Source organism: Nocardia elegans NBRC 108235 (assembly GCF_001612845.1).
GTDB lineage: Bacteria > Actinomycetota > Actinomycetes > Mycobacteriales > Mycobacteriaceae > Nocardia > Nocardia nova.
Genome location: NZ_BDBF01000012.1, coordinates 101,879 through 128,515, shown reverse-complemented (window position 1 = coordinate 128,515; position 26,637 = coordinate 101,879). Strand labels below are relative to the sequence as shown.

24 protein-coding genes are annotated in these 26,637 nt (G+C 67.4%); 11 read left to right on the top strand and 13 right to left on the bottom strand.

Annotated elements, in window-relative coordinates:
* Positions 1-197 precede the first annotated feature (197 nt).
* Entirely contained in the window at positions 198-1,493 is a 1,296-nt protein-coding gene (cbiE, locus tag NE2_RS10510) for a precorrin-6y C5,15-methyltransferase (decarboxylating) subunit CbiE (RefSeq protein WP_084493947.1), read from the top strand.
* An 18-nt stretch (positions 1,494-1,511) separates the two neighbouring features.
* Here cbiE and NE2_RS10505 read toward each other — a convergent pair whose 3' ends face one another.
* Entirely contained in the window at positions 1,512-2,099 is a 588-nt protein-coding gene (locus tag NE2_RS10505) for a TetR family transcriptional regulator (RefSeq protein WP_063025747.1), read from the bottom strand.
* Positions 2,100-2,222: 123 nt separating this feature from the next.
* Here NE2_RS10505 and NE2_RS10500 point away from each other — a divergent pair, with 123 nt between their 5' ends.
* Positions 2,223-3,182 (top strand): SDR family oxidoreductase, encoded by a 960-nt coding sequence (locus NE2_RS10500; protein ID WP_063025793.1) that lies wholly within the window; start codon positions 2,223-2,225, stop codon positions 3,180-3,182.
* 36 nt (positions 3,183-3,218) lie between these two features.
* Here NE2_RS10500 and NE2_RS10495 read toward each other — a convergent pair whose 3' ends face one another.
* The gene (locus NE2_RS10495) at positions 3,219-3,692 is read right to left on the bottom strand and encodes an NUDIX hydrolase (RefSeq protein WP_036525998.1); all 474 of its coding nucleotides are present in this window, start codon (positions 3,690-3,692) and stop codon (positions 3,219-3,221) included.
* Between the two features lie 327 nt (positions 3,693-4,019).
* On the opposite strand from NE2_RS10495, the gene NE2_RS10490 reads away from it, so the two are divergent.
* Entirely contained in the window at positions 4,020-5,501 is a 1,482-nt protein-coding gene (locus NE2_RS10490) for an amidase (RefSeq protein ID WP_063025792.1), read from the top strand.
* A 23-nt stretch (positions 5,502-5,524) separates the two neighbouring features.
* Here the strand turns inward: NE2_RS10490 and NE2_RS10485 are convergent, their stop codons facing one another.
* Entirely contained in the window at positions 5,525-7,132 is a 1,608-nt protein-coding gene (locus tag NE2_RS10485) for a carboxylesterase/lipase family protein (RefSeq protein WP_063025746.1), read from the bottom strand.
* Positions 7,133-7,310: 178 nt separating this feature from the next.
* Between NE2_RS10485 and NE2_RS10480 the strand changes: the two genes are divergently transcribed.
* The 3 genes from NE2_RS10480 (at position 7,311) to NE2_RS10470 (ending at position 9,586) form a co-directional block, all read left to right on the top strand.
* Positions 7,311-7,802, top strand: coding sequence for a phenolic acid decarboxylase (locus NE2_RS10480; protein WP_063025745.1), 492 nt, complete (start codon positions 7,311-7,313; stop codon positions 7,800-7,802).
* Between the two features lie 80 nt (positions 7,803-7,882).
* Entirely contained in the window at positions 7,883-8,368 is a 486-nt protein-coding gene (locus tag NE2_RS10475; protein ID WP_218018584.1) for a MarR family winged helix-turn-helix transcriptional regulator, read from the top strand.
* Between the two features lie 153 nt (positions 8,369-8,521).
* Positions 8,522-9,586: an NAD-dependent epimerase/dehydratase family protein gene (locus NE2_RS10470; protein WP_063025744.1), complete on the top strand. Its 1,065-nt coding sequence runs from the start codon at positions 8,522-8,524 to the stop codon at positions 9,584-9,586.
* Positions 9,587-9,601: 15 nt separating this feature from the next.
* On the opposite strand, the gene NE2_RS10465 is transcribed toward NE2_RS10470, so the two are convergent.
* The 3 genes from NE2_RS10465 to NE2_RS35600 are packed head-to-tail and all read right to left on the bottom strand — an operon-like array spanning position 9,602 to position 12,769.
* Positions 9,602-10,678 carry a sensor histidine kinase gene (locus NE2_RS10465; RefSeq protein WP_084493945.1) on the bottom strand — a complete coding sequence of 359 codons (1,077 nt, stop codon included), beginning with the start codon at positions 10,676-10,678 and terminating at the stop codon, positions 9,602-9,604.
* Positions 10,668-11,357 carry a response regulator transcription factor gene (locus NE2_RS35605; RefSeq protein WP_063025790.1) on the bottom strand — a complete coding sequence of 230 codons (690 nt, stop codon included), beginning with the start codon at positions 11,355-11,357 and terminating at the stop codon, positions 10,668-10,670. Before NE2_RS35605 ends, NE2_RS10465 begins: the two co-directional genes overlap by 11 nt.
* 5 nt (positions 11,358-11,362) lie before the next feature.
* Positions 11,363-12,769 (bottom strand): hypothetical protein, encoded by a 1,407-nt coding sequence (locus tag NE2_RS35600; RefSeq protein ID WP_373862239.1) that lies wholly within the window; start codon positions 12,767-12,769, stop codon positions 11,363-11,365.
* Positions 12,770-12,882: 113 nt separating this feature from the next.
* On the opposite strand from NE2_RS35600, the gene NE2_RS10450 reads away from it, so the two are divergent.
* Both NE2_RS10450 and NE2_RS10445 read left to right on the top strand, forming a co-directional pair.
* Positions 12,883-13,545: a glycosyltransferase family 2 protein gene (locus NE2_RS10450; protein ID WP_233429730.1), complete on the top strand. Its 663-nt coding sequence runs from the start codon at positions 12,883-12,885 to the stop codon at positions 13,543-13,545.
* Positions 13,542-14,216, top strand: a complete 675-nt coding sequence (locus NE2_RS10445) for a TIGR04282 family arsenosugar biosynthesis glycosyltransferase (protein ID WP_063025741.1) — start codon at positions 13,542-13,544, stop codon at positions 14,214-14,216. Before NE2_RS10450 ends, NE2_RS10445 begins: the two co-directional genes overlap by 4 nt.
* Before the next feature lie 19 nt (positions 14,217-14,235).
* Here NE2_RS10445 and NE2_RS10440 read toward each other — a convergent pair whose 3' ends face one another.
* Positions 14,236-15,351 (bottom strand): aminotransferase class I/II-fold pyridoxal phosphate-dependent enzyme, encoded by a 1,116-nt coding sequence (locus NE2_RS10440; protein WP_063025740.1) that lies wholly within the window; start codon positions 15,349-15,351, stop codon positions 14,236-14,238.
* A gap of 253 nt (positions 15,352-15,604) precedes the next feature.
* On the opposite strand from NE2_RS10440, the gene NE2_RS10435 reads away from it, so the two are divergent.
* On the top strand, positions 15,605-16,627 hold the full coding sequence (locus tag NE2_RS10435; RefSeq protein ID WP_063025739.1) for an NADP-dependent oxidoreductase: 1,023 nt from the start codon (positions 15,605-15,607) through the stop codon (positions 16,625-16,627).
* A 131-nt stretch (positions 16,628-16,758) separates the two neighbouring features.
* On the opposite strand, the gene NE2_RS10430 is transcribed toward NE2_RS10435, so the two are convergent.
* From NE2_RS10430 to NE2_RS10405, 6 genes are all read right to left on the bottom strand, one after another.
* A complete protein-coding gene (locus tag NE2_RS10430) occupies positions 16,759-17,160 on the bottom strand; it encodes a hypothetical protein (RefSeq protein ID WP_063025738.1) in 402 nt (133 codons plus the stop codon).
* A 310-nt stretch (positions 17,161-17,470) separates the two neighbouring features.
* Positions 17,471-18,457 (bottom strand): quinone oxidoreductase family protein, encoded by a 987-nt coding sequence (locus NE2_RS10425; protein WP_063025789.1) that lies wholly within the window; start codon positions 18,455-18,457, stop codon positions 17,471-17,473.
* 220 nt (positions 18,458-18,677) lie between these two features.
* Positions 18,678-19,049 (bottom strand): nitroreductase family deazaflavin-dependent oxidoreductase, encoded by a 372-nt coding sequence (locus tag NE2_RS10420; protein ID WP_063025737.1) that lies wholly within the window; start codon positions 19,047-19,049, stop codon positions 18,678-18,680.
* Positions 19,050-20,249: 1,200 nt separating this feature from the next.
* On the bottom strand, positions 20,250-21,143 hold the full coding sequence (locus NE2_RS10415; RefSeq protein ID WP_063025736.1) for an SAM-dependent methyltransferase: 894 nt from the start codon (positions 21,141-21,143) through the stop codon (positions 20,250-20,252).
* 108 nt (positions 21,144-21,251) lie between these two features.
* On the bottom strand, positions 21,252-22,385 hold the full coding sequence (locus NE2_RS10410) for an acyl-CoA dehydrogenase family protein (RefSeq protein ID WP_084493943.1): 1,134 nt from the start codon (positions 22,383-22,385) through the stop codon (positions 21,252-21,254).
* 196 nt (positions 22,386-22,581) lie between these two features.
* Positions 22,582-24,243: a cutinase family protein gene (locus NE2_RS10405; protein WP_167356727.1), complete on the bottom strand. Its 1,662-nt coding sequence runs from the start codon at positions 24,241-24,243 to the stop codon at positions 22,582-22,584.
* 946 nt (positions 24,244-25,189) lie between these two features.
* Between NE2_RS10405 and NE2_RS10400 the strand changes: the two genes are divergently transcribed.
* Positions 25,190-25,456 carry an MbtH family protein gene (locus tag NE2_RS10400; protein WP_030518083.1) on the top strand — a complete coding sequence of 89 codons (267 nt, stop codon included), beginning with the start codon at positions 25,190-25,192 and terminating at the stop codon, positions 25,454-25,456.
* Between the two features lie 189 nt (positions 25,457-25,645).
* A complete protein-coding gene (locus NE2_RS10395) occupies positions 25,646-26,356 on the top strand; it encodes a hypothetical protein (protein ID WP_228831376.1) in 711 nt (236 codons plus the stop codon).
* Positions 26,357-26,637: the final 281 nt, after the last annotated feature.

The window sequence follows — 26,637 nt, the reverse complement described above, 5'->3', positions numbered from 1 at the left end:
AGCACGGCAGTGCCGCTGCGTGCCTGCACGGCGAGGACGCTGCCCGTCGGCGCGGGTGGAGCGTCGTCCGTCGTCGCGGGTGGAGCGTTGTCTATCGCCGCGGGGCGAGCGTTGTCTGTAGGCGCGGCAGAAGCGGTAGGCGCGGCGGAAGCGCTGCCTGTCTGCGCGGCAGCGTCGCGACCGCGGCCGGTGACAGTATGACAGGCGAAACACCTAGTCTCGCAACCGGAGACGCGCCGGACGCGCCGGAGAACGATCGCGTGATCGCGGTGGTGGGCATCGGCGCCGACGGCTGGCCGGGGTTGAGCCCGCGCGTGTGCGCCGAGATCGCCTCGGCCCAGGTACTTTTCGGATCGCGCCGCCAGCTGGACCTGGTCCCGGCCGACGCGACCACAGCCGATCGCCGAGCCTGGCCGTCACCGCTGTGGCCCGCGCTGCCGGAACTGTTTGCCGCGCATCGTGGTTCGCGTATCTGCGTACTGGCCAGCGGAGACCCCATGTTCTACGGCATCGGCGTCACGCTGGCGACAATGCTGGGGCCGCAGGCTATCCGGGTCTACCCCCAGCCGTCGTCGGCCACGCTGGCCTGTGCACGACTGGGGTGGGCGAGTGCACACACACCGGTGGTGAGCATCGTCGGCCGCCCCCTCGAAACGGTTCTGCCGGAACTCGCCGACGCCCGGCGGCTGCTGGTGCTCAGCGCGGACGAGCATTCTCCGGCGCGGGTGGCGGAACTGTTGCGGTGCAACGGTTTCGGCGCATCGCGGCTCACCGTACTGGAGCAACTCGGTGGCCCCGGGGAACGGATCGTCGCATCGACGGCAGCGCGGTGGTCGCGGCCGCCCGGTGATCCGTTGAACATCGTCGCCGTCGAGGCCGTTCGCGATCCGGCCGCCCCCCGGCTCACCCGTCTGCCGGGTCTGCCGGATGCCTCGTACGGCGGCGACGGACAGCTGACGAAGGCGGAGGTCCGCACCCTGTCGATCGCCGCGCTCGCCCCGACTCCCGGCGAACTGCTGTGGGATGTGGGCGGCGGGTCGGGCACCATCGCGATCGAATGGTGCCGCACCCATCCCGACTGCCGCGCAATCACATTCGAGCGCAGTGCCGCGCGGCGCGACCAGATCGCGGCCAACGCCGCGGCGCTCGGAGTGCCCGCGATCGTCGTGCGCGGCGAGGCGCCCGCCGAATTGCCCGCGGCCGGTGATCCGGCGCCGGACGCGATCTTCCTCGGCGGCGGCCTCACTCAGGACGGACTGTTCGCGACATGCTGGGACCGGCTGCGGCCGGGTGGACGGCTGGTCGCCAACGCCGTGACCGCGGAATCCGAGGCGCTGTTGCTGCGCTGGGCCGCGACGCACGGCGGCGAGCTGCGGAAATTCCAGATCTACCGGGGTGAGCCGCTCGGCGGATTCACGGCCTGGCGCCCGCATCTACCGGTCGCGCAGTGGATCGCAGTCAAGCCGACCGGACGGTCCGTATCGCCTGAATAGCGAAACGCGAGCGGCCGGTCAGCGTTCGGAGCCTGCCTGTATCGGTGCGTCGGCGGAGAGGGTGCGCAAGTCGTGGAAGGCGCGGCAGAGATGCGCGTCCAGACCGTCGGCGGGGTCGTCGATCCAGGCGTGAACCGCGTATTGATAAGTGGCCCAGCCGGTTCGGGCGGCCAGGTCGGCCGGACCGGCGTCGATGCCACGGTGTCGCAGCGCCTCCGCCACGGCCTCGGTGAGCCACGCGTGTTTGGCCAGCTCGCGCTCGCGCAGCGCTGGGGTCGCCCCGATCACTTGCCATCGAGGATCGGAGAACGGGCGGTTGCGTTCGAGATTCCGGGCGGATTTCCGGAAGGCGCACAGCAGTACCTCGAACGGGCTCAGGTCCTGAGGTGCTTCGGCGATCGCCTGCGTCAGGCTGGTGCGTAGGTCGGCTTCGCCGTCGAAGAGCACCTCACGCTTGTCGGGGAAGTGCCGGAAGAAGGTGCGCTCGTTGACCCCGGCCCGCGCGGCGATCTCTGCCGCTGTGGTCTGGTCGAACCCTCGTTCCCGGTACAGTTCGAGGGCTGCCTGCTGCAGGCGGCGACGCACCTCTGCTCCGCTTCGTGGCATTCTCCGAGCCTACCGCGATGTGTCAGTGACTGGCGTCACGTTGTGTCAGTGACTGGCGCTACGCGTAGAGTCAGTGACTGGCGATAAGTAGCGCCAGTGAATGGCATAAAAATGGAGGGTTCCATGCATGTCTTCGTCACCGGTGGCACCGGTCAGACCGGGCCCGCAGTCGTCACCGAACTCATCGCGGCCGGCCACACCGTGACCGGTCTGGCCCGCTCGAAGGCAGCCGCCGCGCGGCTCGAATCATTGGGTGCCACACCGCATCCCGGTTCCCTGGACGACCTCGACAGTCTGCGGAGTGGCGCGGCAGCCGCCGACGGTGTCCTGCACATGGCCTACGGGGGCGACTACGCAGATCCGGCTGACCTCATTCGCCGCGACTGCGGCGCGATCGAGGCACTCGGGCAGGCACTGGCCGGCTCCGGCAAGCCCCTTGTCAGCACCTCGGGCACTTTGGTTACCAAGGCCGGCCAGGTCAGCACCGAGCTCGAGGCGCCGGACCCCGATTCGGTCGCCGCATTTCGCATTGCCGGCGAGCAGACCTGTCTGAGTTTCGCCGAGTCCGGGGTGCGAGCCGGCGTGGTACGACTCGCGCCGACCGTGCACGGACCCGGCGACTACGGGTTCATTCCGGCTCTCATCGCGGCCGCGCGCAGGTCAGGAGTCTCGGCCTACATCGGCGAGGGCGCCAATCGGTGGCCGGCGGTCCACCGCGCCGACGCCGCGGTCTTGTTCCGGTTGGCCCTCGAGAAGGCTCCCGCCGGCAGCGTGCTCCACGGCGTCGGCGAAAGCGCTGTCACGATCAGAAGTATCGCGGAGCAGATCGCGCACATGCTCGACATCCCCACCGCTTCGCTGACCCTCGACCAGGCCGCCGCGCATCTCGGGAACCCCTTCCTGGCCCGATTCTTCTCCCTCGACGTCCCGGTCTCCAGCTACCACACCCGAGCGCTGCTCGGGTGGAAGCCTCACCACGCGACATTGCTCGACGACCTGCGGACCGGCGACTACTTCACCCCGGAGGCGAGCATCCGGGCCGAACGTGTGTGGCTGCCGCACGGTTCGCACGAGCACAGCTGACCTGTCTGTGCGAACCGGGGAGAGCCGAGGCCATCCTCATCCCAAGGTTTCCGACAACGGGGTTCGAGCCTCGGCAAGTTTGCGGTAGTCCTCGAGGATGCGGCGGATAGAAGGAGTCACGCGCAGGTCGCTGCCCAGTGGCGCCCAGGTGTAGGCGCTGTGCACGGACAGGCGGATGGGGTACGTGGCGGCCACGTCGACGGCGAAATGCAGGCGGCGGACCGGTTTTCCGCCGGGCGAAAGATAGTCGAAAGAGCCTACGTGGCAACGGATTCGGGTGACGATCAGCCCGGTCTCGGTGGCAACGCCGCGGGCCACGGCCGCGTCCAGCGGCTCGCCGGGTTCGACGGTGGTGCCGGGAAGTTTGAGGGTGGCCTTGATGGGGCCGCTGTCGTCACGTTCCAGCAGCAGAACCTCCCCGCCGCGATCGATGATCGTGCCGATTCGTAGTGCGACACCGTCCTTTTCCGCGCTTTCGTACAGTTCGTCGAGCATAGATGTAGAGATCATCCGACTCACCAACCCTCGATCGGTGCACCACACGGGCAGTACAAGACGACCCATTATTACGGTAGACCGGAAGCGGTGCGCGAAGGGCGGATTCGGTCGTCTTGGTGTGTCACGGCCGAACCGTTCGCGTGGTCGGAGCCGTCGGCGCGCTCGGGTTCCCGTCCGACGGCCACGGGGGCGGTCTCGACCGGGGGACAAGCCGTTCGGAAGGACGGCTTCGATGAACCATCGGTATTGCTCCGGGCGTGCGTCGCTCGTCGTAGAGTTCGAGCGGACGCTGGAACTCGCGCGCGTGGTGTGACCGGTCGAGCGAAATCAGGAGTGCAGGTGAATTTCGAGGAGTACCGCCGACACGACGCCACCGGCCTCGCGGAACTGGTCGCGAAGAAGGAGGTCACGGCCGCCGAGCTGCTGGCATCAGCCCGGGAACGCGCCGCCGAGGTGAACCCGCGGATCAACGCGATCATCGCCGACGTCCCGTGCTCGGCCGACGCGGAGCGCACGGGAGCCTTCGCCGGTGTCCCGTTCCTCATCAAGGATCTCGGAATGGACTATGCCGGGCTCCCGTCCTCGCAGGGATCGCGGTCGTTGCGCACGACTCCGGCGACCGAGCACGCGACGATCGTTCAGCGGTGGCTCGACGCCGGCCTGATGATCTTCGGCAAGACCAACATGCCCGAGTTCGGCGCCAAGGCGATCACCGAGCCCGAGCTCTGGGGACCGACCCGAAATCCGTGGGACCTGTCGCGAACGCCGGGTGGGTCGTCGGGCGGTTCCGCGGCGGCGGTCGCGGCGGGCATCGTTCCCGCCGCCGGTGCGAACGACGGCGGCGGTTCGATCCGGATTCCGGCCGGTTGCTGCGGGCTCGTGGGTCTGAAACCGGGACGCGGGGTGACCCCCATGGGGCCGGGGATCGGAGAACTCATGCACGGCGCCGCTGTTCAAGGGGTCGTCACGCGCTCGGTCCGCGACACCGCCGGGATGCTCGATGTCATCGCCGGCGGGGAATCGTGGGGTCCGTTTCAGCCGGCGGTGGCCGGGCCCTACCGCGACGCGGTAGGCCAGGATCCCGGCCGGCTTCGGATCGGCGTGCGGATCCCGACAGCCATTACGCCCGAACCCGACCCCGAGGCCTACGCGGCGGTCGAGGCGGCAACGCGAGTGCTGACCGACCTGGGTCACCAGGTGGAAATCCTGGAAGAGGCACCGTTCGACGACGCGGCCCTGGCCGGCGAGTTCTTGCTCACCTGGTTCGTCTACATCGCCTACGAGGTCGCCGACGCGCGCCGGATCTCCGGCTGCGGCAACGAGGGGTTCGAACGCGACACCCTGGTCATGGCGGCGTTGGGCAATGCGACCCGAGGCCCGGAGTACGTCGCCGCCGTCGAGGCCCGGCACGGCCATGCGCGTCGACTGACCGAGTACTTCCGGACCCACGATCTGCTGCTGACGCCCACGATGGCCACCCCGCCGCCCAAGATCGGGGAGTTCGAATTGCCGAAGTCGCTCCAACGCGTGACCGACGCGATTCTCAAGATCCGTACCGCCGGCCTGCTCAAGCACACCTCGATCGTCGACGACTTGATCAACAATAATCTCGGCTGGGTGCCCTACACCCAGCTCGCCAATATCACCGGCAGACCCGCGATCTCCCTGCCGCTGCACTGGACCGCCGACGGACTTCCCCTGGGGGTCCAACTCGTGGCCCCATTGGGCGGAGAATCGACACTGATCAAGATCGCCGCCCAGGTCGAGCAGGCGGCGCCGTGGTTCGACAAGGTCGCCGAACGGAGCCTGCTCCAGAGCTGAAACCGGCGCGCAGCGGTCGCCTTCTATCCGATGTGATCGATACCGGCCCACAGGTCGCAGTGGTGCTGTGCGGCGAAGGTGCCGGCGGGTCCGATGCGGTCGCTGCCGAGTTCGAGGGTGGTGTCGGCGGCGGCATGGGGCCACGGGGTCAGGGCCGGTGTTTCGGGATTTCCGGTGTGGGCGAATTGCGCCCAGCTGTCCTGAATATCGCGCGAAAGCCGGTCGGCTGCGGGCGGCAACGGAATGGGCAGGCCCATGAGCGAGGAGAAGACGTAGGGGACCTCGGCGCCGTGGAACGCGCCCGGCAGTAGCGGATTGGGTGGCAGGGGTGCGTCGTTGAACTGGTACCGCCACACCTGCGCGCCGCCGCGGCGGGCGGTCTCGGCGGTGAATTGTGCCGGGCAGGCGAAGAATCCGTCCGTGAGCACGCGTTCCTTGGCGGCCGCGGGTATGGGATACGCCGAGATCGGGTAGCGCTGGAGCACGCGATCGGCGTTGTCGCCGAACAGTTCTCGGGTCCACTGCGTGTAATCGGTTGCCGAGGGCGTGGTTCCGTGTCCGTAGTCGAGCAGTGCGATGAAGGTCGCGCCTTCGTCGGCATTGCTGCCCACAATCAGAGGGATGTCACGCGCCGCGCCGCCCGCCAGGGAGTTCTCGGGCGTGTCGGTCAGCACGACCCCGTCGCGGATGGGTGTCCACGTGACGGCCATGGTGTTCAGTTGCGTCGTCGGAGAGGCGAGGAGCCGATCGACGGGCAATGTGCGCAGGCAGGCCAACCGGGTGGCGGGGTCGGCGCAGCCCAGGCTGGATGCGTAGTCGCCGGATCGCTGATAGGCAACTTGTGGGGTGGGTGGTGCGAGGGGACTTCGTGCGCACGAACCGCTTTCGACGATGGCTTTGGCGTAGAGGCCGCGCGCTGTCGGGGAGGCGAGTTGGGTGCAGACGCTCATCCCGCCGGCGGATTCACCGAACAGGGTGACGTTGCCGGGATCTCCGCCGAAGGCTGTCGCATTGTCGTGGATCCAGCGCAGCGCGGCCTGCTGATCGAGGGTGCCGTATGTGCCTGTCGCGCCGCCGTTTTCGGCGGCCAGTTCGGGCAGAGCCAGGAAGCCGAAGGGCCCGACGCGATAGTTCGGGACCGCCACGATGACCTGTCCGTCGCGGACCAGGCGGGCGGGGGAGTCGTATTGGGCATTGGATCCGAGGACGAACGCGCCGCCGTAGAGCCACACCATCACCGGCAGCGCGGTGCCGGCCGGGTGTTCGGGCACGTAGAGGTCGATACTGAGGCAGTCTTCGCTCGACGGCTGCAACACCACTCCGGGCACGGGAGACGACTGCGGGCATTGCGGTCCGTGGGCGACCGCCGGACGGACACCCGGCCAGGGCGGTGCGGGCTGCGGCGCCGCGAACCGGGCGGCCTGCGCGAACGGCACCCCGAGATATCGAACGACACCGTCGGCGCGTATGCCGCGAATCTGCCCGCCGGTGACACCGACAACCGGCTCCGAACCGGCGTCCGGTGCGGCGTGGGCGGCCGGGGTGACAGCCGCCACCGCTGCCGCGACGACGCTGATCAGTATCGAGGACAGCCACCGCGCACGGGTGCGAGGGGCAGTGCGGATCGACATGTGAAGCTCCCTGACTCCATTTAATTTTGCAGCAAAAGTACTGTAGGCGGGCACGTTCGCCGCGCGCAACGCTTTCGCGAAAAGCCGGGATTGTCGCGCAAGTAGTCGTTTCCGGTTGCGGGGCAGCGATATTCGTAGATACTTTTGTGGCAAAAGTAAACATGTCGAAGGGGACGCGATGACAGGCCTGGGCGGCCTTCTGGGGCACCGATTCGTCTACACCTACGCCAACGGCTGGCGTTACGAGATGTATGTCAAGAACGCCCACACCATCGACTACCGCATCCATTCGGGCATGGTCGGGGGGCGCTGGGTCAAGGATCAGAACGTCGACATCGTGCGGCTGACGGAGGGGCACTTCAAGGTTTCCTGGACCGAGCCGACGGGGACGTCGGTGGCTGTCGACATCCTGCCCGGCCTACGGCGGTTGCACGGCGTGATCTTCTTTCCGCGCTGGGTCGAGGAGAACCCGCAGCGTACCGTCCTTTTTCAGAACGACCACCTCGAGCGGATGGCCGGCTATCGGGAGGCGGGGCCCACCTATCCGATCCACGTCGTGAGCGAGTTCGCCACCATCACCTGGGCCGAGCTGGTCGGCGAGAACGACGAAACCGTGATTGCCTGTGCCCCTTCGGAATTGCCCGCAGGCTTCGCCGATCGGACCAACTGAACGACGGTATCGATGGGGCGGCGGCGCCGGCGGCGCACGTCCCCGCCGGTCCGTACCGGTCGTGCGGGCAGAATATGGGGGTGGAACCCTCGGCCTCACGAACGGATCCGGTCTCGCGAGTGCCGGTGGACGCCCAACTCAGCGCCCTGCTCGGACCGCTGCGCCGGGCGGTCCTGCGTCGCACGCGAGCCGCCGAAGACCTGCCGGACCTCCCGGAAGCGCAGATCGAACTGCTCCGGCTCCTGGTGGCGACGGGCGGAGTCGCGCCGAGCCGGGCGGCCGCCGAATTGAACGTGGCACAGTCCACCATCAGCAATCTGCTGCGCACCATGACCGCGGACGATCTCGTCGAGCGGCTGCCGACACCGGGGGACGGGCGTGGGGCGATGCTCATCGCGTCGGCGCGGGCGCGCGAGCTGCTGGATCGGTACGACCGCGCGAGCGCGGCGATGCTGCGCGAAACGCTGGCCCGGCTGTCCGCCGCCGATCGCCGGGCGGTGGAATCGGCGGTCCCCGCATTGTGGCGGCTGCTCGCGGAGCTCAGCGGTCAGCCGGGGTCACGGTGACGGTGTCGCCGCACGGAGATTCCGTCAGAAGGCGCTTTCGACGAGGCCACCGTCGACGCGAATGGTTGCGTCACCGACGTCGAATTATGACGGTTTGCTTACCGGTGGCGCCGCGTCCCCGCATCGCGCCGCGACCGTGGCCAGAATCTCGGTATGCGGATTCTGCTGACCGGAGCGGCCGGGTTTATCGGATCTCATGTGTGGCGCGCGCTGACCGATGCGGGGCACGAGGTGGTGGCGGTCGATGCGATGCTCAGTGCGGCGCACGGCGTCGAGGCCAGGCCGCCGGAGGGGCTGCATCGCGTCGACGTGCGCGACCAGGACGCGCTCGACCGTGTGCTGCCGGGAATCGATGTGGTCTGCCATCAGGCCGCGGTGGTGGGTGCGGGGGTGACCGTTCAGGATGCGCCCGCCTACGCCAGTCACAACGATCTGGGAACGGCGGTACTGCTGGCAGCGATGGATCGGGCCGGTTGCCGCCGGCTGGTGCTGGCATCGTCGATGGTGGTGTACGGCGAAGGGCGTTATCGCACAGCCGATTCCGTGGCGGTGACGCCGTTGCCACGTCGGCGCGCGGACCTCGAGCGCGGCGTATTCGACCATCGCCATCCCGACACCGGTGTGCCACTGCGCTGGGCGCCGGTGCCGGAGGATGCGGCGCTGGACCCGCGCAGCCTGTATGCCGCCAGCAAACTCGCGCAGGAGAACTATGCCGCGGCGTGGGCCACGGCCACCGGCTCGACGGTGACCGCACTGCGCTATCACAACGTCTACGGACCCGAGATGCCCAGGGATACACCGTATTCCGGTGTGGCCGCGATCTTCCGGTCGGCGCTCGAGGCGGGGGCGGCGCCGCGCGTATTCGAGGACGGCGCCCAGATGCGCGACTTCGTGCACGTGACCGATATCGCCGACGCCAACCGGCGGGCCGTGGAACAGCCGTTGGACCGGTTCACGGCGCTGAATATCGCATCGGGACATCCGATCAGCATCGGCGCGGTGGCGGCGATTCTCGCCCGTGCCCAGGGCGGTCCCGAGCCGGTGGTGACCGGCGAGTTCCGGCCGGGCGATGTGCGGCATATCGTCGCGGGACCGGATCGGGCCCGCGAACTGCTGGGCTTCACCGCGGCGATCGATCCCACGCAGGGGCTCACCGACTTCGCCACCGCTCCGTTGCGGGCCGCCGCCGGTGCGGGGGCGCCGCAGTGGCGGCACTGACGAGGTCGGCGACACTCAGGACGACGAGATCGACAACCCGCGCTCGTGAGGGGGCGGCGACACCGCGGCAGGGTCGGCACCGTCGAGCAGTGGTAGCCGAATGTCGAAACGAGCGCCTCGTTCCCGGTTCGTCGCGCTGATTTCGCCGTGGTGGACCGACACCAGACCGGCGGCGATCGCCAGGCCCATACCGCTACCTCCGCCCTCGGCCGCGGGCGAGCGCGCGGCGGTGCCGCGATAGCCGGCCTCGAAGATGCGGGGGAGATCCGCCTCGGCGATGCCGGGACCGGTGTCGTCGACGCGCACCCAGGCGCCGGCGTGTGCGGCCCCGGCCGAGATGTCGATACATCCGCCCGGCGGGGTGTGCGCGATCGCATTGGCCAGGAGGTTGGTCAGCACCCGGGTCAGCGCCTGGTCGCTGCCGGCCACGGTGATCGCCGAATCCGGTTGCCGGGCAGACAGTTTCACTCCCGCACGCCCGGCGGCCGGCTCGGTGGCGGCGACCACCTCGTCGATGAGTTCGCGCAGATCCAGTGGTTCCAGATGCAGGCGCAGGGCTCCGGCGTTGATCTTCGACATCTCGAACAGGTCGTCGACCATGCCCGACAATCGCGTGGTTTCGCGCACGACCTGCCTGCCGTAGCGCTCGACATCTCCGGTCTGCGCGACCACGCCGTCGGCGAGCGCCTCGCCCATCGCCCGGATCCCGGCCAGCGGCGTGCGCAGATCGTGGCTGACCCAGGCCACCAGTTCGCGCCGCGACGCCTCGGCGGCGCGCTCCTGATCGAGCATCTGTTTCTCCCAGACCAGCTGCCGTGCCTGCGCCCGGCCCAAGACGATGGCCGCGGGCACCGTCACCGCCGTGACCACGACGAGGACCACCGACATCTTGGCCAGCGCGTCGCTGAACATCAGACCGCTGACCGCGATGAAACCGCTGAGGGTGGCCAGCGTCGGGATCAACACCAGAATCACCATCGACAGCCCCAGGGCCCGATTGCGAAAGACACGCAGCAGCACCGCTCCGAGCGCGACGACCGGCACCGACCCGGCCAGTGCCCATCCGACCAGTCCCGCAACATCATTCGGCACGATCGACTCCTGTCCCGGTGCCCCAGGCGTAGCCCCGCCCCCACACCGTCTCGATCCGGTGGGTATCGCCGAGTTTGGCACGCAGGCGTTTGACGTGCACCGTCACCGTCGACTGGTCGCCGAAATCCCAGCCCCACACCTGCGCGAGCAGTTCCGTCCGGCTGAACACGCGCCGCTGATTGGCCAGCAGGAAAGACAACAGGTCGAATTCGCGTGCCGTCAGCGATACCGGCCGACCGGCGATATCCACCGTCCGGGCCGCCGGGCGCAGGCGGATCTCGCCGCTGCGCAGCACACCGGCCGTCGGTGCCGGGCCGTGGGTGCGGCGCAGCACCGACGCCACCCGCAGCGCCAGCTCGCGCGGACTGAACGGCTTCGTCAGGTAGTCGTCGGCGCCCGCTGTCAGTCCGAGCACGCGATCCTCCTCCTCGCCGAGGGCGGTGAGCATGATGATCGGTGTCTCGGGACGCTCACCCTCGCGCACCGACCGGCACAACTCGATGCCGTCGGGCGCGGGCATCATCACATCGAGAACGGCCAGATCGATGTCACCGCCGTCGAGTGCGCGTTCCGCCTGTACGCCGTCGGTGGCCTCGGTGACCGCCAGGCCGTCGCGTTCGAGATAGCGACGGACCACCTCACGCACGACGGGATCGTCATCGGCGATCAGGATGCGCACCGCGCTCACCAATTCGTGAGAACGAGGTGGGCGAGCACCAGGGTGCCGACGGCCTGGACGGTCAGCCAGGCGCGCGCGGTGTGCGCCGGCAGGAAGGCGGTTCCGCCGATCACCCAGATGTCGAACGGCAGCCAAATCCGCTCGGTCTCGGCCTTGCTCAGGCCGCTGAGATCGGCGAGCAGAAGACCGGTCAGCGCGGCCAGAGCCAGCAGCGCCGCCGGGTCCGCGCGGGCGCGCCAGCGTGCGAACGCCGCCGCGGGCGCGGCGCGGATCTGCGCGGGTGCGGGAAGGTGCAGAGCGCCCGGAAGCCGGTGCAGCGCCGCGGCAGACGCCAATCCGATCGCACACACCGTCGCCGCCAGATTTCCCCAGATCCAGTAGGACACGGGTCGCGTCGTCGCGATGCCCTGGTAGTAGCGCTGCACCACCAGGTGATAACCCTCCAGCCACCAGAAGCCGGACAGCGTGAAGGCGGCGACGACGGCCAGCACGCCCAGCGCCGCGGGCCACACCGCTCGCACACCGCGCAGCAGCGCCACCGCCGCGGCCGGAACGGCCATCAGAACCAGGCCGTAGTTGAGATAGATGCCGAATCCGAACAGCACTCCGGAGACGAACAGGATCAGCGGACGTGGCCGCGCGCCGCCGAGTCCTACCGCGAGCGCGGCTACCGCCCAGGCGACCACTCCGGCGAAGAACGCGTCCGCCGAGACCGCCAGCCAGATCGCCGCGGGCGCGAGGGCGAGATACGGTGCGGCCGCCCGCGCCCTGCTTTCCGCGCCCAATGCCCGCATCGCCACCAGCACGGCCATCGACGCGCTGCAGCCGACCAGTACGCACAGCGTGGAAGCCCATGCGCCGCCGCCCAACCCGATCCGGTCCATCCAGACGAACACCAGCAGTGCGCCCGGTGGATGACCGGACACGTGCGTGGTCCACGAATCGGGCTGATAGTCCAGGATCCGGCCGGAGAATCCGCGCAGCATCGCCGGAATGTCGTGCACTCCGCCGACCTCGTGCAGATACTCGTGCATCGTCGTGAGCCGGCCGGCGAATCCGCGCTGCCACCCGTCGACCATGGCGAGGGAAAACGCCCACGCGAGTGCGGTCACCCAGGTGGCCGGCAGCAGCCGTCGCCAGGTGAGCGTGGCGGCGAGCCGAGGGCCGTAGAGCACCACGGCGACGGCGATCACGATCGCGGGGCCCGTACCCCATCCGATATGTGGAAGCCAGGAGCCGAAGATCGGTGCCGCGGCGGCGTAGAGCGATTTGCGATAGTGCGGTGTGCTGATCCTCGGCACGAGGAAGGCGGCGGCCACCAGGATCGTCGCTGCTGCCGCGCAGGCGATATCGGCGCGCACGCCCGATACTCGCCGTGTCTGCGATGCGGTGCTGCTGCGGGTATCGCTCACTGGTTCACCGTAGGTCCCGTCGGCGCGACGCGACGCCCACGCGATCGTGCCGTCATACTTTCGTCACCTGTGTCACCAGCTGTTTTTCGTCCGATCGGCCTTACGGTCGACACGTGACCCCAGTCGAAGCCAGTCGAGAGCTGACCGTGGTGATTCCCTGCCGGAACGAGGCCGACGCGCTACCGGGCGTTCTGGCGGCGGTCCCGGCGGAGTATCGGGTCGTCGTCGTGGACAACGGTTCGACCGATGACACCGCCGCGGTAGCGCGTGCCGCGGGCGCGACGGTGGTCGTCGAATCCGTTCCGGGCTACGGCAGCGCGGTCCACGCCGGGATCGCGGCCGCGACAACCGAACTGGTGGCGGTGCTCGACGGCGACGGTTCGATGGCGCCCGACGAATTACCGCTGCTGGTGGCCGAATTGGGCCCCGATGTGACCATGGTGGCCGGGCGCCGCCGCCCGGTCCGGGGCGCCTGGCCGTGGCATGCGCGCCTGGGCAATTGGCTGCTGGCGCACTGGTTGCGGCGCCATTACGGGCTGCCGGTGCACGATCTGGCCGCGATGCGCGTGATCCGCCGATCCGAGCTGGTGGCACTGGGCCCGCTGCATCCGCGGTCGGGATATCCGCTGGCTCTGCTGGCCGGGGCGGCGCGGGCCGGGTGGAAGGTGGTCGAACGGGATGTCACCTATCGGCCGCGCACCCACGGTGTGTCGAAAGTGTCCGGTTCGGTAATCGGGACGGTACGTGCCGCCCGCGACTTCTGGAGTGTGCGATGACTGTTCTGCCATTGACGCTGCTGGTGGTGGCGAAGGCGCCGGTCGCCGGATTCGCCAAGACCCGGCTGACCCCGCCGCTGGCTCCGGCCGAGGCGGCGGATCTGGCCGCCGCCGCGCTCCTGGACACCCTGGCCGCGGTGCGTGACTGCGGCCCGGCGCGAGGCGTGGTCGCGTGGACCGGCGACCTGGAGCGAGCGTGCCGCGCACGCGAAATAGGTTCGGCCCTGCGCGATTTCGATGTGGTCCCGCAGCGTGGCGACGGTTTCGGTGTGCGCCTGGCGAATGCGCACGCCGACGCGGCTCGATTCGGGCTGCCCGTTCTGCAGATCGGGATGGACACCCCGCAGGCCGGGCCGGCGCTGCTGGCCGAATGTGGGGCTCGGCTGCTGGCCGGCCCGGATGCGGTGCTGGGGCCGGCGGCCGACGGCGGCTGGTGGGCGCTGGGGCTGTGTGACGTGCGCCCGGCGCGAGCCCTCGCGGAGGTGCCGATGTCCACCGATCGAACCGGTGCGCTCACCCGGGAGGCATTGCTGCGCAACGGTTGTCGCGTCGAGATGCTGCGGGAACTCAACGATGTCGATCTGTACTCCGATATCGCCGAGGTCGCAGCGGGCTGCCAGGGCCTGTTCGCGGCGGCGGCCGGATCGCTGACGGCGGCTCCGGGCACATGAGCGCCGAGCGCGGCCGAGGTCATTTGCCGTATACGGCATGGACCTGTTCGCACGCGGTGATGATTCGCCCGATCTGCTCGGCGGTGAGTGCGGCGTGCAGCGACAGCCGGATCAGCGACCTGCCCGCAGGGGTGGCGGGCGGACAGAACGGCGCGCCGAGGACACCGTGTGCTTCCAGGATCGTGCGCACCGCGCGACCGTCGGCTTCGGTTCCGGCGGGAACCGCGATGATGTGGCTGTCGACTCCCGCCGTGTCGAAACCTGTGCGGGCGAGCGCTTTTCGGACGGTATGGGCGATCTCGCACAGCCGGGCGCGGCGTCCGTCCTCGGCTCGGATCACCTCGAGGGTCGCGGACAGCCCGGCGATGTCGTGGGATCGCAGGCCCGAGGAGAAGATCGCAGGGTAGGACACCGACTCGAAATAGGGTGCGAACTCGGGGTCGAGCGCGGTCACCAGCCCGGCCCGGCCGACGAACGCCTTGGCCAGGCTGGCGGTGCGAAACGGCACGCGCCGGGTGAGCCCGAGCGCGACGACGGCACCCGCACCGTGCGGGCCGACGACGCCCAGAGAGTGCGATTCGTCGACCACGAGCAGAGAACCGGTCTCGTCGGCGACGTCGCACAGTGCGGCCAGGGGGCTCGGGGTGCCGGTGGTGTTGTCGATCGCGTCGACGGCGATGATGCCGGGGCCGTGGGCGCGGATCTGCGCCGCCAGCCGGGCGGGGTCGTTGTGCCCGAAGGTGTGCAGTGGCGCGGCCGCGGCCAGGGCCGCCTGTCGCCAGGACATGTGCGTGTTCTCCCCGACATGTATCGGAACGCCCGGCGCCGCAATGGCCTGCAACAACCCGAAATTGGCTGCCCAGCCGGATTGGCACACCACCGCCGTAGCGCTGTGTGTGTAGTCGGCCAGGCGGCGCGCCAGAGGACCCGGTTCGGGCTCGATCGGGGTGAGCAGCGCCTCGCTCATGGCGGCTGTGATCCGCCTGTCGCCGGACAGCGCCAGGTAGTCGCTCGTCGACAGTCCGATGTCGGTGGCGGCCGTGCCGGGGCCGCGAAGAAACATCCGGGCTTCTCGCATCTCCGCCGCGTGGCCGCGGCCGATATGTTGCTGCACGCGTTCGGCGACTGTTGCCACCTCGGTCTCCTCGGTAGGTCACGCTCGTCGGTGTGATTCGCCCTGCCTGGTCGGTGCCCGCCGCCACAGCCTGATGAGCAGGCGCCCCGAAGATCATCGCGCACTCGGAGGGGGAGGTGCCCCGCGATGCGATGACGAAACAATGACGTCATGATCTCGTCTCGTCGGGCCGGGGTAGTAGTCGAATCCGTGCCTGCCGGTCACGGCGGAAAATGGTTCGAAGGCTGTGATGTATGTGATTTAGCATCGCCCGGTGGCGGATACGGTGAACCGGCAGTGGATTCTGCGGAGGCGGCCCGAGGGGGAGTTGCGGGAGGGTGATTTCGAGCTCGGAACCGCTCCGATTCCGGTGCCGGGGCCTGGGGAGGCCTTGGTCAGGGTGCATCGACTGGGTATCGATCCCACCCAGCGTGGGTGGCTCAACGATTCGGACAACTACATCGATGCGGTCCCGGTCGGCACGGTGATGCGGGGGAGCGGGGTGGGACAGGTGGTGCGCTCGAACACCGCGAGCTATCCGGAGGGCAGCTGGGTCGCCGGTATGGTCGGCTGGCAGGATTACGTCGTCGCGTCCGACGGGGGTTTGTTCGGGCTGAACGTGGTGCCCGACGGCGTCGCCCCGACGCTGATGCTGAGCCTGTTCGGAGCGCCCGGTTTGACCGCGTACTTCGGTATGACGGATATCGGCCGGCCCGAGCCGGGCCGGACGGTGCTGGTGTCGGCTGCGGCCGGTGTGACCGGATCGATTGCCGGACAGATAGCGAAAGCCTTGGGCTGCACTGTCATCGGCATCGCGGGCGGTCCGGCCAAGTGCACCTGGATCACCGACCGCGCGGGCCTGCATGCCGCCATCGATTACAAGAACGACGACGTCTCGGCCGGTTTGTCCCGCCTGGCCCCGGACGGTGTCGACGTCTTCTTCGACGGTGTCGGCGGCCGCGTTCTCGAGCATGGTCTGGCGCACCTGGCGCACGGCGCTCGTGTCGTTCTGGCCGGTGCGATCTCTTCCGGGTACAGCGGCGCGGACCCGCAGTACGGGCCGCGGAACTACATGCAGCTGGCCATGCGCCGGGCACGCATGGAAGGTTTCATTTTCCTCGACTATCTCGACCGCTTTCCCGAGGCGTTCGCGGCGCTGCGCGACTGGCACGAGCGGGGCGAACTCACCATCGCCGAAACCGTGAGTATCGGCTTGGAATCCGCTCCCGGTGCACTGCGCGCTGTCTTCGAGGGCGGCAATCTCGGTAAGCAGTTGGTCGACATCGTGGAGTCCTGACCAATCGACCGCCGAGGACCGCGAGGCTGCTCCGGAAGGGGCCCTACGTCAGGCCACGCACTGTTCGAAGGCCATCGGGCCGAGACCCATCCGCAAGATGGAACTCGGCCCGGCGACAGCGCGCGCAGTCTCTATGCGGTGTGCATGGCCGCGGTGATCTTGCGGATCATTTCGGAGGTCACGGGGCTGGGGCGGCCGTGAGCCGCAGCGGCCTCGAGCGCCATCTCGACGGTGGTGCGGAAGTCGTCGGCCTGGGCGGGATCCTGCTGGGCGAGCACCGTCACCGCGGTGGTCAGCGCGGGCAGTACCTGGTCGGCGAGTTCGGCGATGGACTTTCCGCGCAACGTGATGTCCTTGGACTTCGCAGCCAGCAGATGCCCGACGGGACCGGTCGCCGACATCAGCGCCACCGAGCCCGCTGTGGCGGCCTTGTGGGGCTTGTCGGAGGTAGCGGCGAGCAGAGAGACGGCGCCGTAGGCGGCGGTGCGCACGGTGAGCTGGTGCTGCTTGGTCGCAACGAGGGCGGTGGACATGGCGTACTCCTTCGAAAGATGTTGTGGCGGTTGCCCTACCGGTCTCGGTGGGGCTCGCCTGTTCGATGGACTTACTGTGTCCGGTGCCGCTGACAGGGCCCTGATGCCGTTCTGACACCGACGCTGACACCGGATGTGTGGGCTAATCATCCCCGCGGGACCGGGCGCAGGACCGAACGCATCGTCGCGCCAGCGGAAGATCAACCCGCCGAAACTGTTTCGCGTCGACCTGCCCGCCTCCGACGCAGTGTGCTCTCCGCTTTCCTGCGCGCCACATCCGAGCCGGCACGGCGTTGACTCCGCTGTGCATCTAGTTCGACACAGAACCGATGCGGGCGACGTATTTGCCCGCACCCTGTCCGGACGCCAGCAGGTCGTGTCCGGCAATTACCTCGTCCAGCGATGCCAGTTCGGTGACCGGGAGTGAGAGTGTGCCCTCGGCGAGGTAGTCCAGCACTCGGCGGGTAGCGGCGGCGACCTTCGACGGTGCACCGGCGACGAGGCCGCGGTGGCTGAAACCGGTCAGGGTGAGGTTGCCGCCCAGCAGGCGACCGAACGGCGGGAGCGGGGCGGGTGCGCCGCCACCTGCGTTGCCGAACAAGACGATTCGGCCGGTGGGGCGGGTGACCTCGAGATCCAGATCCAGTGCCTCGGTGCCGAGCGGGTCGAGCACGAGGTCCACTCCGCGGCCATCGGTCACCGCGCGGATCTCCTCGGCCAGGCCGTCACCACGGATGAGGACGGTGTCGTAGCCGGGCACCGACCGGCCGGCGCGGCTCACCGTCCCCAGGAGGCGGCCACCACCGAGCAGCGGTACCAGCTGTGCCACCGCGCCGCCGATACCACCGGCGGCGGAGTGCACCAGAACCGTGTCCCCGGCGGTGAAGCGGCCGGCCTCGGTGAGCAGTAGCAGAGCGGTCGCCAGGCCGAGTGGGGTGGCGGCGGCCGAGCTCAACGGGACGGCGTCCGGTACCGGCACGGTGAGTTCCGCTCGCGCCGTGGCGATCTCGGCGAAACCTCCGCCGCCGAGCGCGACGGCCGCCACCCGTTCACCGACGGCCAGTCCGGTGACCTCGGCACCCAATTCGCGCACAGTGCCCGCGATTTCCAATCCGGGGCGGTAGGGCCACGAGGAGGCGTAGCCCGCATCGCCTCGGCGAGCCATCACGTCCATGAAGTTCACGCCGGCGTAGGCAACGTCGATGGTCACCTCGCCCGCAGCGGGCCGCGGCGCTTGTTCCTCGCGGATCTCCGACTTCTCCGCACCGCCGGGGGCGGTCATCACCAGGGCTCGCATCGTCACTCCCAACACTTCGCTGCCATCGATCGATGGGGATCAACCCCACGACGCGGAGGCACATTCCTGGCGACCGAGTCGCCGAGCGCGGCCACCCACGCCACGAAGATTGTCCATTCCCGCGGAAGGCCTGCCTTCCCACCGGTAGAGGTGCACCGGCCCGAGAACTTCTGTTGAATCTGAATCGGGTTGCTGCAGCGGTAGTTGGCGGGACCGGAAGTCAGCTTGACGCCAGGTCCATGCGAAGGAACTCGGTGATCCGCATCAGCCGCGGCGGGCGCGCCGCGTCGGGGAGATACTGGAACGCCTCGGATTCACCGATCAGGCGCGGGTTTTCGAGTTCCATAGCCTCTCCGTTGATTTCCAGCTGTGCGCGACCGGACGCCAGCGCATTGCGCACCCAGTCGGCGCCGGATCCGTACACCGGCACGAACAGGTAGCCGCCGTCGACGGGATACGCATCGAGCGGTGTGCGGTAGCTCTTGCCGGATGTGCGGCCGACGTGAGTCAGCACCGGCCACTTGCCGTTCGCGATCGCGCGCGGGTTGAACACCCGCTTGTTGACATGCCCCCACCACTTCGGCATCGGCATCGCAATCTCCTATATCCGCTGTCTCCATTGCCCTGAGATCGTTTCTGCAGGCGGACGCACGATGGCGTGATGATCCCGAATCATGCTGCACCGCACCAGTACTCGAGAGTCGTGACGATCCCGCGTGAGGTTTCGGGTGTGGGACTCGACAGCGTGCCCGACGCGTGAGTCCCCGGCTCCTGCGCGAGGGAGAACGAGAAGGGCATCGCTGGAGGATAGCTGCAGCATAACAAGTTTCGTTGTCGAGGCGGATGGCCTGCGCCGTCCGGTGAAGTGGCTGTCGTCCGCCGAGTAGATCGTCGGATGTGCACGCCGCGCTGAGAGTAACGGCGCCGGGTGCTCACCCGATAGTCATCCGGATCGGCTTAGTCACGCGCTTTATCGGCGTGTTCGCTGGTCCCAAGCATCGATTCGCGCTGTGTGAACCGCCGGTCACCTCGAGAGAGGTTGCGGAACCGACCGGACACCTGCAAAGAAGGCGTAGTGGCTGCAGCCGCATTCGTGACCCGGCGGGTGAGAAAAACCTTTCGGCATCGGATTCATTGAATTTGTCGAAACGAACCCGAATTGTGTCGGTCAATGCGTGAACGAGAGTGCGGATTGGCGAGTGGTAAGCGCGAGAGGTGCAGGGATCGGGCAGTTTCTTCCTTCGCGCGTCTTTCTTCAGGCGCTTTCACGTGAGTTTTGATCTGCAATGTCATTGTGTAATGTTTCGGATCGGGCCCAGATAGCCGATTCAATTCGGCAAAGGCAACGATGTTCTCGAAGGGAGGTGATTGCTTGTGATTCTGACTTTCGTTGTGAACCTGCTGCACTCGCTGCTCGGCATTGTCGGGCTGTGAGTGCGAGCCGGCCGACCTACCTCCCCAATTTTCGGCCGGTATTTCTTCTCGGCTCGTAAATTCCGCTGTTGCTCTCCTCTGCTGTGGGGGGCGCGCGGTGGCGGGTCGAATCAGGGGTGCACCACAGACCCCTGAGCACCGCGAATAGTTGATTCGCAGGAATTGGGTGCGGTGATAGAATCCGGCGATTTACCAACACCGCATTCGGTTCTGTCTATGCCCGGATTTCCTTATCGGTGTGAACAGTCTCCGTCGGGTAATTCGGTCGCTGCTGGGATCTTATCCACGAGATACCCAATAATGTCGGACGCGGGTGGCACCTTGGCATGCCGCCCGCGTCCGCATATTCCGGCGCTTGTCACCGATGCTTGCTCTGGTGCTGAAGTGGGATCACGGTGGACCGCAACGTTTTGCGCCCGACTCCGCCGAGAAGTAGCCGTTTCTCGAGGCATCGGGGTTCGAGTTCGGGCCCCATCGGCCACCAGTCGTCCAGTTCGACGAGTCCGGGCGCGAGAACCTCCAGATCACCGAAGAACGAGGCGATCTCGTCGCGGGTGCGGTACCAGCCGGACCCCAATCCCGACGTCATGAACCGGTGCTGGAGTCGAACAGCCATGTCGTGTGCCGCGGATCCGTCGGCGGGATCCCAGAAGTGGGTGATCGCAACATAGGATCCGACCGGTATCGCGTCGATGTATCGGCGCATGACTCCGGCGGGGTCGGCATCGTCGTCGATGTGGTGAAGGACGCCGCACAGAATCAGAGCGAGAGGACGGCTCGGATCGAGCTGTGCGGCAATCTCGGGACAGGTCAGCAAGGCATGCGGCTCGGTCAGGTCGGCCGATGCGAAGTGGGTGTGTTCGTTGCGTTCGAGTAGGGCTCGGCCGTGGAGAGCGCACAGCGGATCGTTGTCGACGTATACCACCTGTGCGGTGGGATTGTGCTGTTGTGCGATCTCGTGGGTATTGCAGACGGTCGGTAGTCCGGCACCGAGATCGAGAAACTGGTCGATGCCGACGCAGCCGGCGAGGTATCGGACCACCCGATGCAGCCATCGACGGTTCATCCAGGCCACATCGCTTTGGCGCGGCGCGATTTCAGCGACCGTATCGCGAACGACACGATCGACTTCGTAGTTGTCCTTGCCGCCGAGCGTCGCGTCGTAAACGCGAGCGATGCTTGCCCGCGAAGTGTCCAACCCGACAGGTGTGCGCCCATGGTCCGCAGCGATGGTTTCGGACGGGTCCGGCATGAAGACCTCTCTGGACTACGAAGTCGATGGCGAAGTGGGAGTGTTTGCCGCAATTCCTTAGTGTGACAGCAGATTCATTGACGTGATGCGGGTTTCCGGCCGCGCTCCTCAGATCGTGGCGACCGACGTCGCCGCAGATACGAAGTCGGCAGTATTCGGGGCAGCCCCGTCGTCGTGTGGTCGAGGCAGAGCGCATTCGGCGCGGGGGCACTCCGGTCGGAACGGAGAGCCGCCGATGATGCGGGCGATGGCCTTCGCTTGCGAGTAATAGCGGTACAGCGGTGCCGTGTGTTCGGAGCCGATGCCGTTGAGCTGGTAGCACTTCCGCACGGCCTCCGGCAGCGCCGTGGCGACCCGGTAAGCCAGCGTCTCGAGGGCAGTGTCGATGCGCTTTCGATGTTCGGCGCTGTCGTCCTCCTGCGCAAGCGCCCGATTCGCCGACAGTGTGATCGAGTGCACCGCACGAGAGGCGACGTAGATATCGTGGATGTTCCGGGATGCCGCCCGGAACTGTATGGGGGACAATCCGAGCCGAGCCTGGGCCTGCACTTGTTCGACGGTCCGTCGCAGCACTCCGTGCAGCAGGCCATCCGCTACCGATCCGATCGTAGCCAGCGCCAACCGCTTCAGTGGCGGGACACCATCGGGCAGCAACTGCTCCGCTGGTATGGACACGTTGTCCAATCGCAGCGTGAATTCGGGCACTCCGGTCGGAGATGCGTTCGGGACACGGCTGATACCGGGCGCTTTCGCATCCACGACGGCGAGTCCGGAATCGGTCGGCACCAGGATCCAGCTTGCCCGGCTCGCATACTGCACAACGACCTTGTGGCCGCTTATTCTCACCGTGGTGCCGTCGGTGATCGCAGTGGTCGAGGGTTTCGAGGAGAACGGTGCCCCGGGTTCGTTGAGCGCCGCCGTGACAATCGCTCCCTCGGCGACAGCTGGGAAAACTCGTTCCATCACGTCATCCGTCGCGGCTCGTAGCAAGGGAAGTACCCCGAATCCGAGGGTCGACAGGACCGGAACCTCGACGGCGTCGGTTGCCAGCTCCTTCAGTATCGCCGATACCTCCAAGAGGCCCAGGCCCTCTCCGCCGTAGCGTTGCGGCAGGGGCGCCGAGAGCAGGCCGCTGCCGAGGAGGGCGGGCCATAGGTCGATATTCCGTGCGCTCACGCGCTCCAGCAGGCTTACGACAATTTCGGCAACTGCGTCCTGGCTCTCATCCATGGTGACGTTCAATACAAAGCTCCCGGTCGACGTAGATTCGTGTGCGGCTTCGATGGATAACTCGATAAGCGGACCACGTGAACTGTTCTGTTTTATTCGAGAAGGTGCGGGCTTGCGCGTGCGAAATCCGTTCCGGCAGAGCTGAATTCGGCCGGCTGTCGCAGTCTGCCCGTTCCGGGAAAATTTCGCGGAACGGGCAGGATATGTTTTACCCGGTGGGGAGGGATGAAGAAGTGGTGCTGCGGCGCGTCGCTTCCGGCGCTGATTCGCGCTGATCCACCGTAATCTCGGCGTCGTCTCCCGGCTCGGGAGTGGTGATATTTTCCGGTAGCGTGTGAACGACTTCTTCGCTTGCGGAATCCTCTCGAGGGGACTCCGCAGCGGCGTGCGCCCGGCGCAAGCGAGTACGTATTGCGGTCGCAGCTCCGGAAACAATGACGAAACCCATCAGGACCAGCAGCAAATTGAGTCGCGTGTCCGTCCGATCGGTCTCGCTGAGAATCGGGGCGGTGCCGGTCCGGGTATTCGGTGTAGTCGCAGTCGGGGCAGGGAGTACGGCTGGTGACGAGGGCGCCGCGGGCGGAACCGTGACCGGTGGACTCGCGGGCAGCGCCGGAGGCGAGGTGGTCGGTGCCGAGACCGGGGGGCCGGGCGTTTCGCTCGATCCTTCGCTGGGCGGGGGGAGCCGGTGGCCGGCCAGGTCGCGGGCTACGGCCGTGAACCACTCGGTGAGCATTTCGGTGCTGGAGCGGACGCCGACGCCGGCGGTGGCATACGCGCCGTGCTGGCGGACGGTATCGACATAACGGAGCCAGATGTGTGGATCCAGCAGTTCGGCGTTGTCGGCTCCTAGCTCGCCGAGGGCGTCGAATATCTGAGTCAATAGCCGAGACGCTTGCGTTGGTGGCGGCGGGTGGTGCGACGCGGAGGCGATTTCCTGGGCGAGAATTGCGATCCCCGCGAGTGGGTTGATCGCCGCTGTGCCGGCGATTTCGGAAAACTCCGAGGTGGACAACACGGTCCCGGTGATCGCGAGGAGGGTGTTGAATGCGGCAGCGGCAAGCTTCAGCAGTGCCTCGTGCGCCTCCGGGCCGACAGGCACGCGCGGGTCGGCAGCTTCCGCGAGCCGGATACTGAGTGTCTTCTGCGGGGTCAGCGACAGTGTTCCCAGCGAATCACCGTGCAGGTCGTCGGTTACCACCGCTGTCAGCGTTTTGGCGATCGTCGCCTGGAGGGTGGCCGCGATGGAGGACAAGGTCAGCAACAGGTCGTCGGGGTCGAATTCGATCTGGCCCGCGATGGTCGCGACCATGTGGATCAGCGGCGAATCGGCGGGTGCGTCGCAAGCCAGATCGCCGGGCCGACACAGCGACGCCACCCGCCCGGTGAGCGCACCGAAATCGTCGATGATGTCTCGCACCGGGCCGATCCCGCCGCCAGGCGGCGTCGCAAGTGGAAACTGCGGCAACTCGGCGACCTCTGTGCCGGTGGTGTCGGGCGCCGGATCCGGCCGGTCTTTACCGGGGGCTCCCGGGAATACGGGTGCAGCACGGCCGCGAGTCGGGTCCGCGAGTAGTGCCACCGCCGCAACCCGATCCGCCGGCACCGCACCTCCGCCGGCCCCGACCTCCCGCGCGAACATCGAAACGACGTGCGCCCCTTGTGAATACCCGATCAACCCCAGCTCGGTATGAGGGCATCGGCCGACGACCTCGCGCGCCATCGACCGCAGACTGTCGAGCCCCTCGGCCGCTGAGTACGAATACGGCGTCAGACCGCCGGGGACCATCCCGCCGAACGAGGCCTGGTAAGGGACATACGCATGCCCGGCCTGCCGCGGCCCCACCCTCGACAGCAGCGGGACCAGCACAGCCGAAAGCATGCCGTCATCGACGGAAGCCGGTGCGTCGGGCGACGATTCGCCGGTCCCTTGCACCCCTAGGACATACAGGGGTGGGCAACGCTGCAAGTCCGGAGACGGCCCGTCTTCGGGTTGCGCCTGTGCTGAGCCGACGGAAGTGACGACGGCTACAACGAATACAGTCGACATCCCCCGCAACAACGCCGAGCGTATCGGTCGTGCGTGCACATTCGAAGTCAATAGACGCATCTCCCGGATGGAATTCTGTGCGTGCAGCCGCGGACCACCCGGCAGCCCCGACAGTGCAACGTGCGGTGACGGGGAGGCAGGGAACAGTGCTGCTGACCGGAACCTCGGTTTCGAGGAAGTAGCAACGTAGTGCCGTGTCGAGCCGGCAAGCCGTCAAGGCTCCGGCTGGATCCGGCATCCGAACTTCTTGGCCCGCCTACGGTTCCAGCTCGGCTGGATCGAGACGCTCGGCCGCGGAATCCGACTCACACGGCCCTTCTGCCCCTTCGGGATCCCCACCCACCAGCGGCATCGACAGCTATTCGAAGCCGCAGGGATCTTGGATCGGAACATTTTTCGCTGTCTCGGTGACCGCCGTTTGCACCGTATGGCCGACATGAGCGGTTCGCCCGATTAGCGGTTTGAGTGTTCATCCGCATACTTTGGTACTGCCGGATCGACGATTGCCGACTTCTCGCCTCAGGACGGGCGTGGATGCTTCGCCCCATCCACGTGTGGTACCGCCTCGAAGAACATGCAATTCGCACCCTCTTCTCCTGCCCGGAGATCGACACACCGGGGAGGGGATCCGACGGTGTCGCAACTCATCGGCCATCCGCCGGAGCGCTCGCCGCTCCACGCACGGTGTGATCGCACACCGGTTGCGGACACCGATACACGCACGAGCATTACCTATCCGCACAATGCGAGCATTCAGCGAGGTGAAATGAGCACCAATCCCTTCGATGACGACAACGGCCGATTCTCGGTTCTGATCAACCACGAAGAGCAATACTCCCTCTGGCCGGTCTTTGCCGAGGTCCCCGATGGATGGAGCGTCGTCTTCGGTGAAGACAGCCGGGACGCCTGCATCGAGTACATCGAAAAGAACTGGACAGATATGCGACCGAAGAGTCTGCGCGATGCGATGGCCGCCGACGACGCGCCCCGCAAAACCGGCAAACCCAAATCATCCACCCGTCGTAGCAAATAACACCCGACCGGCTCCATCGGCGTTATGCACTGCCGGAGCCGATCGACGCTTACGGCAGGCCACCTCTGTTCGGGTATCGAGCATCTCTTTTCCGATGAAAGGTGATCTATGGGCAAGGGCAAGCACAGGGCTCGCGACACGCAGCGAAAAGTGGTGACTTCGGCGATCGGGACAGGGGTCGCCCTTTCGATGACTTTCACGCTGGCGGGCGCCGGACTCGCGAAAGCCGAAACCGTGCGGACCGTCCCGGCGGCCGGGTCCAGCCGGTCGGAGGTTGCGCAACCGGCGCAGTGGCCCGCGGCCGAGCCTCCGAACGTCCATCCGTACGAGGGGCTGGAAATTCCGCACGATACGTTGAGCTCGCTGCAGTGGGCACGGCCGATGCCCGAGAAAAACTATTTGGCACCGGTGGGCGTGCTCCACCCGCCGGTCCCGGTCGCTCCTGTACCGCCGATAGCACCGCCGGCCGGAAAGTTGCGCTTCGGGGACGTGCAAGTCGACGCGCCGCAGTGGCTCTACCGGGAGCAGGCCATCCAGGTCAACGACGGCGCTGCAGTCGCGGAAGCCGATATGGCCACCTTTCTCGATTCCGTGGGGATGGAGCGCAGCAGGTCCGACCGCATCGCAGGCGAGACTCTGGGCGGCGCCGCGATCGGTGCGGCGGCGGGCGCTGCGGTAGCGAGCCCGTTCGCACTGATAGGAGCCGTCGTGGGTGGCGGAATCGGACTGGCCGTCGGTGTGCCGTTCGCGCCGATCGGCCTGGCCGCGGGGCCGATAGGCGCCGCATACGGTGCCGCCCTCATGGCTGTCCCGTTGACGGCCATCGGTGCGGCGGCCGGCGGAACCCTCGGTGCGGTGCATGCTCTCACCGCGCCGCCGCGGACTGTCGAAGACCGATGAAATTCCTTCGGCGATAACTTCATCCGATTCCGAGCAAACCACGGTTCAGCGGTGTGGTGTGTGCGGCGAGCTCGAATATGCCGCACATACGTATCCGTCCTCTTCTTTTCGGATCGGCAATCGCATTTTCGGCAGCACCGAGGTGTGCGGATGAAGGCTCGATCGCTGATCGGGCGAACCGCTCATGTCGTCTATACGGCGCAAACGGCAATCACCGAGACAGCGAAAAATGTTCCGATCCAAGATCCCTGCGGCTTCGAATAGCTGTCGATGCCGCTGGT

Bases quoted from the DNA above. Each gene is read 5' to 3' on its own strand.
- NE2_RS10395 (WP_228831376.1), top strand. From the start codon at position 25,646: ATGACTTTCACGCTGGCGGGCGCCGGACTCGCGAAAGCCGAAACCGTG.
- NE2_RS10500 (WP_063025793.1), top strand. From the start codon at position 2,223: ATGCATGTCTTCGTCACCGGTGGCACCGGTCAGACCGGGCCCGCAGTC.
- NE2_RS10430 (WP_063025738.1), bottom strand. From the start codon at position 17,160: ATGTCCACCGCCCTCGTTGCGACCAAGCAGCACCAGCTCACCGTGCGC.
- NE2_RS10420 (WP_063025737.1), bottom strand. From the start codon at position 19,049: ATGCCGATGCCGAAGTGGTGGGGGCATGTCAACAAGCGGGTGTTCAAC.
- NE2_RS10445 (WP_063025741.1), top strand. From the start codon at position 13,542: ATGACTGTTCTGCCATTGACGCTGCTGGTGGTGGCGAAGGCGCCGGTC.
- NE2_RS10485 (WP_063025746.1), bottom strand. From the start codon at position 7,132: ATGTCGATCCGCACTGCCCCTCGCACCCGTGCGCGGTGGCTGTCCTCG.
- NE2_RS10505 (WP_063025747.1), bottom strand. From the start codon at position 2,099: ATGCCACGAAGCGGAGCAGAGGTGCGTCGCCGCCTGCAGCAGGCAGCC.
- cbiE (WP_084493947.1), top strand. From the start codon at position 198: ATGACAGGCGAAACACCTAGTCTCGCAACCGGAGACGCGCCGGACGCG.
- NE2_RS10495 (WP_036525998.1), bottom strand. From the start codon at position 3,692: ATGATCTCTACATCTATGCTCGACGAACTGTACGAAAGCGCGGAAAAG.
- NE2_RS10470 (WP_063025744.1), top strand. From the start codon at position 8,522: ATGCGGATTCTGCTGACCGGAGCGGCCGGGTTTATCGGATCTCATGTG.
- NE2_RS10415 (WP_063025736.1), bottom strand. From the start codon at position 21,143: ATGCCGGACCCGTCCGAAACCATCGCTGCGGACCATGGGCGCACACCT.
- NE2_RS10400 (WP_030518083.1), top strand. From the start codon at position 25,190: ATGAGCACCAATCCCTTCGATGACGACAACGGCCGATTCTCGGTTCTG.
- NE2_RS10480 (WP_063025745.1), top strand. From the start codon at position 7,311: ATGACAGGCCTGGGCGGCCTTCTGGGGCACCGATTCGTCTACACCTAC.
- NE2_RS10425 (WP_063025789.1), bottom strand. From the start codon at position 18,457: ATGCGAGCCCTGGTGATGACCGCCCCCGGCGGTGCGGAGAAGTCGGAG.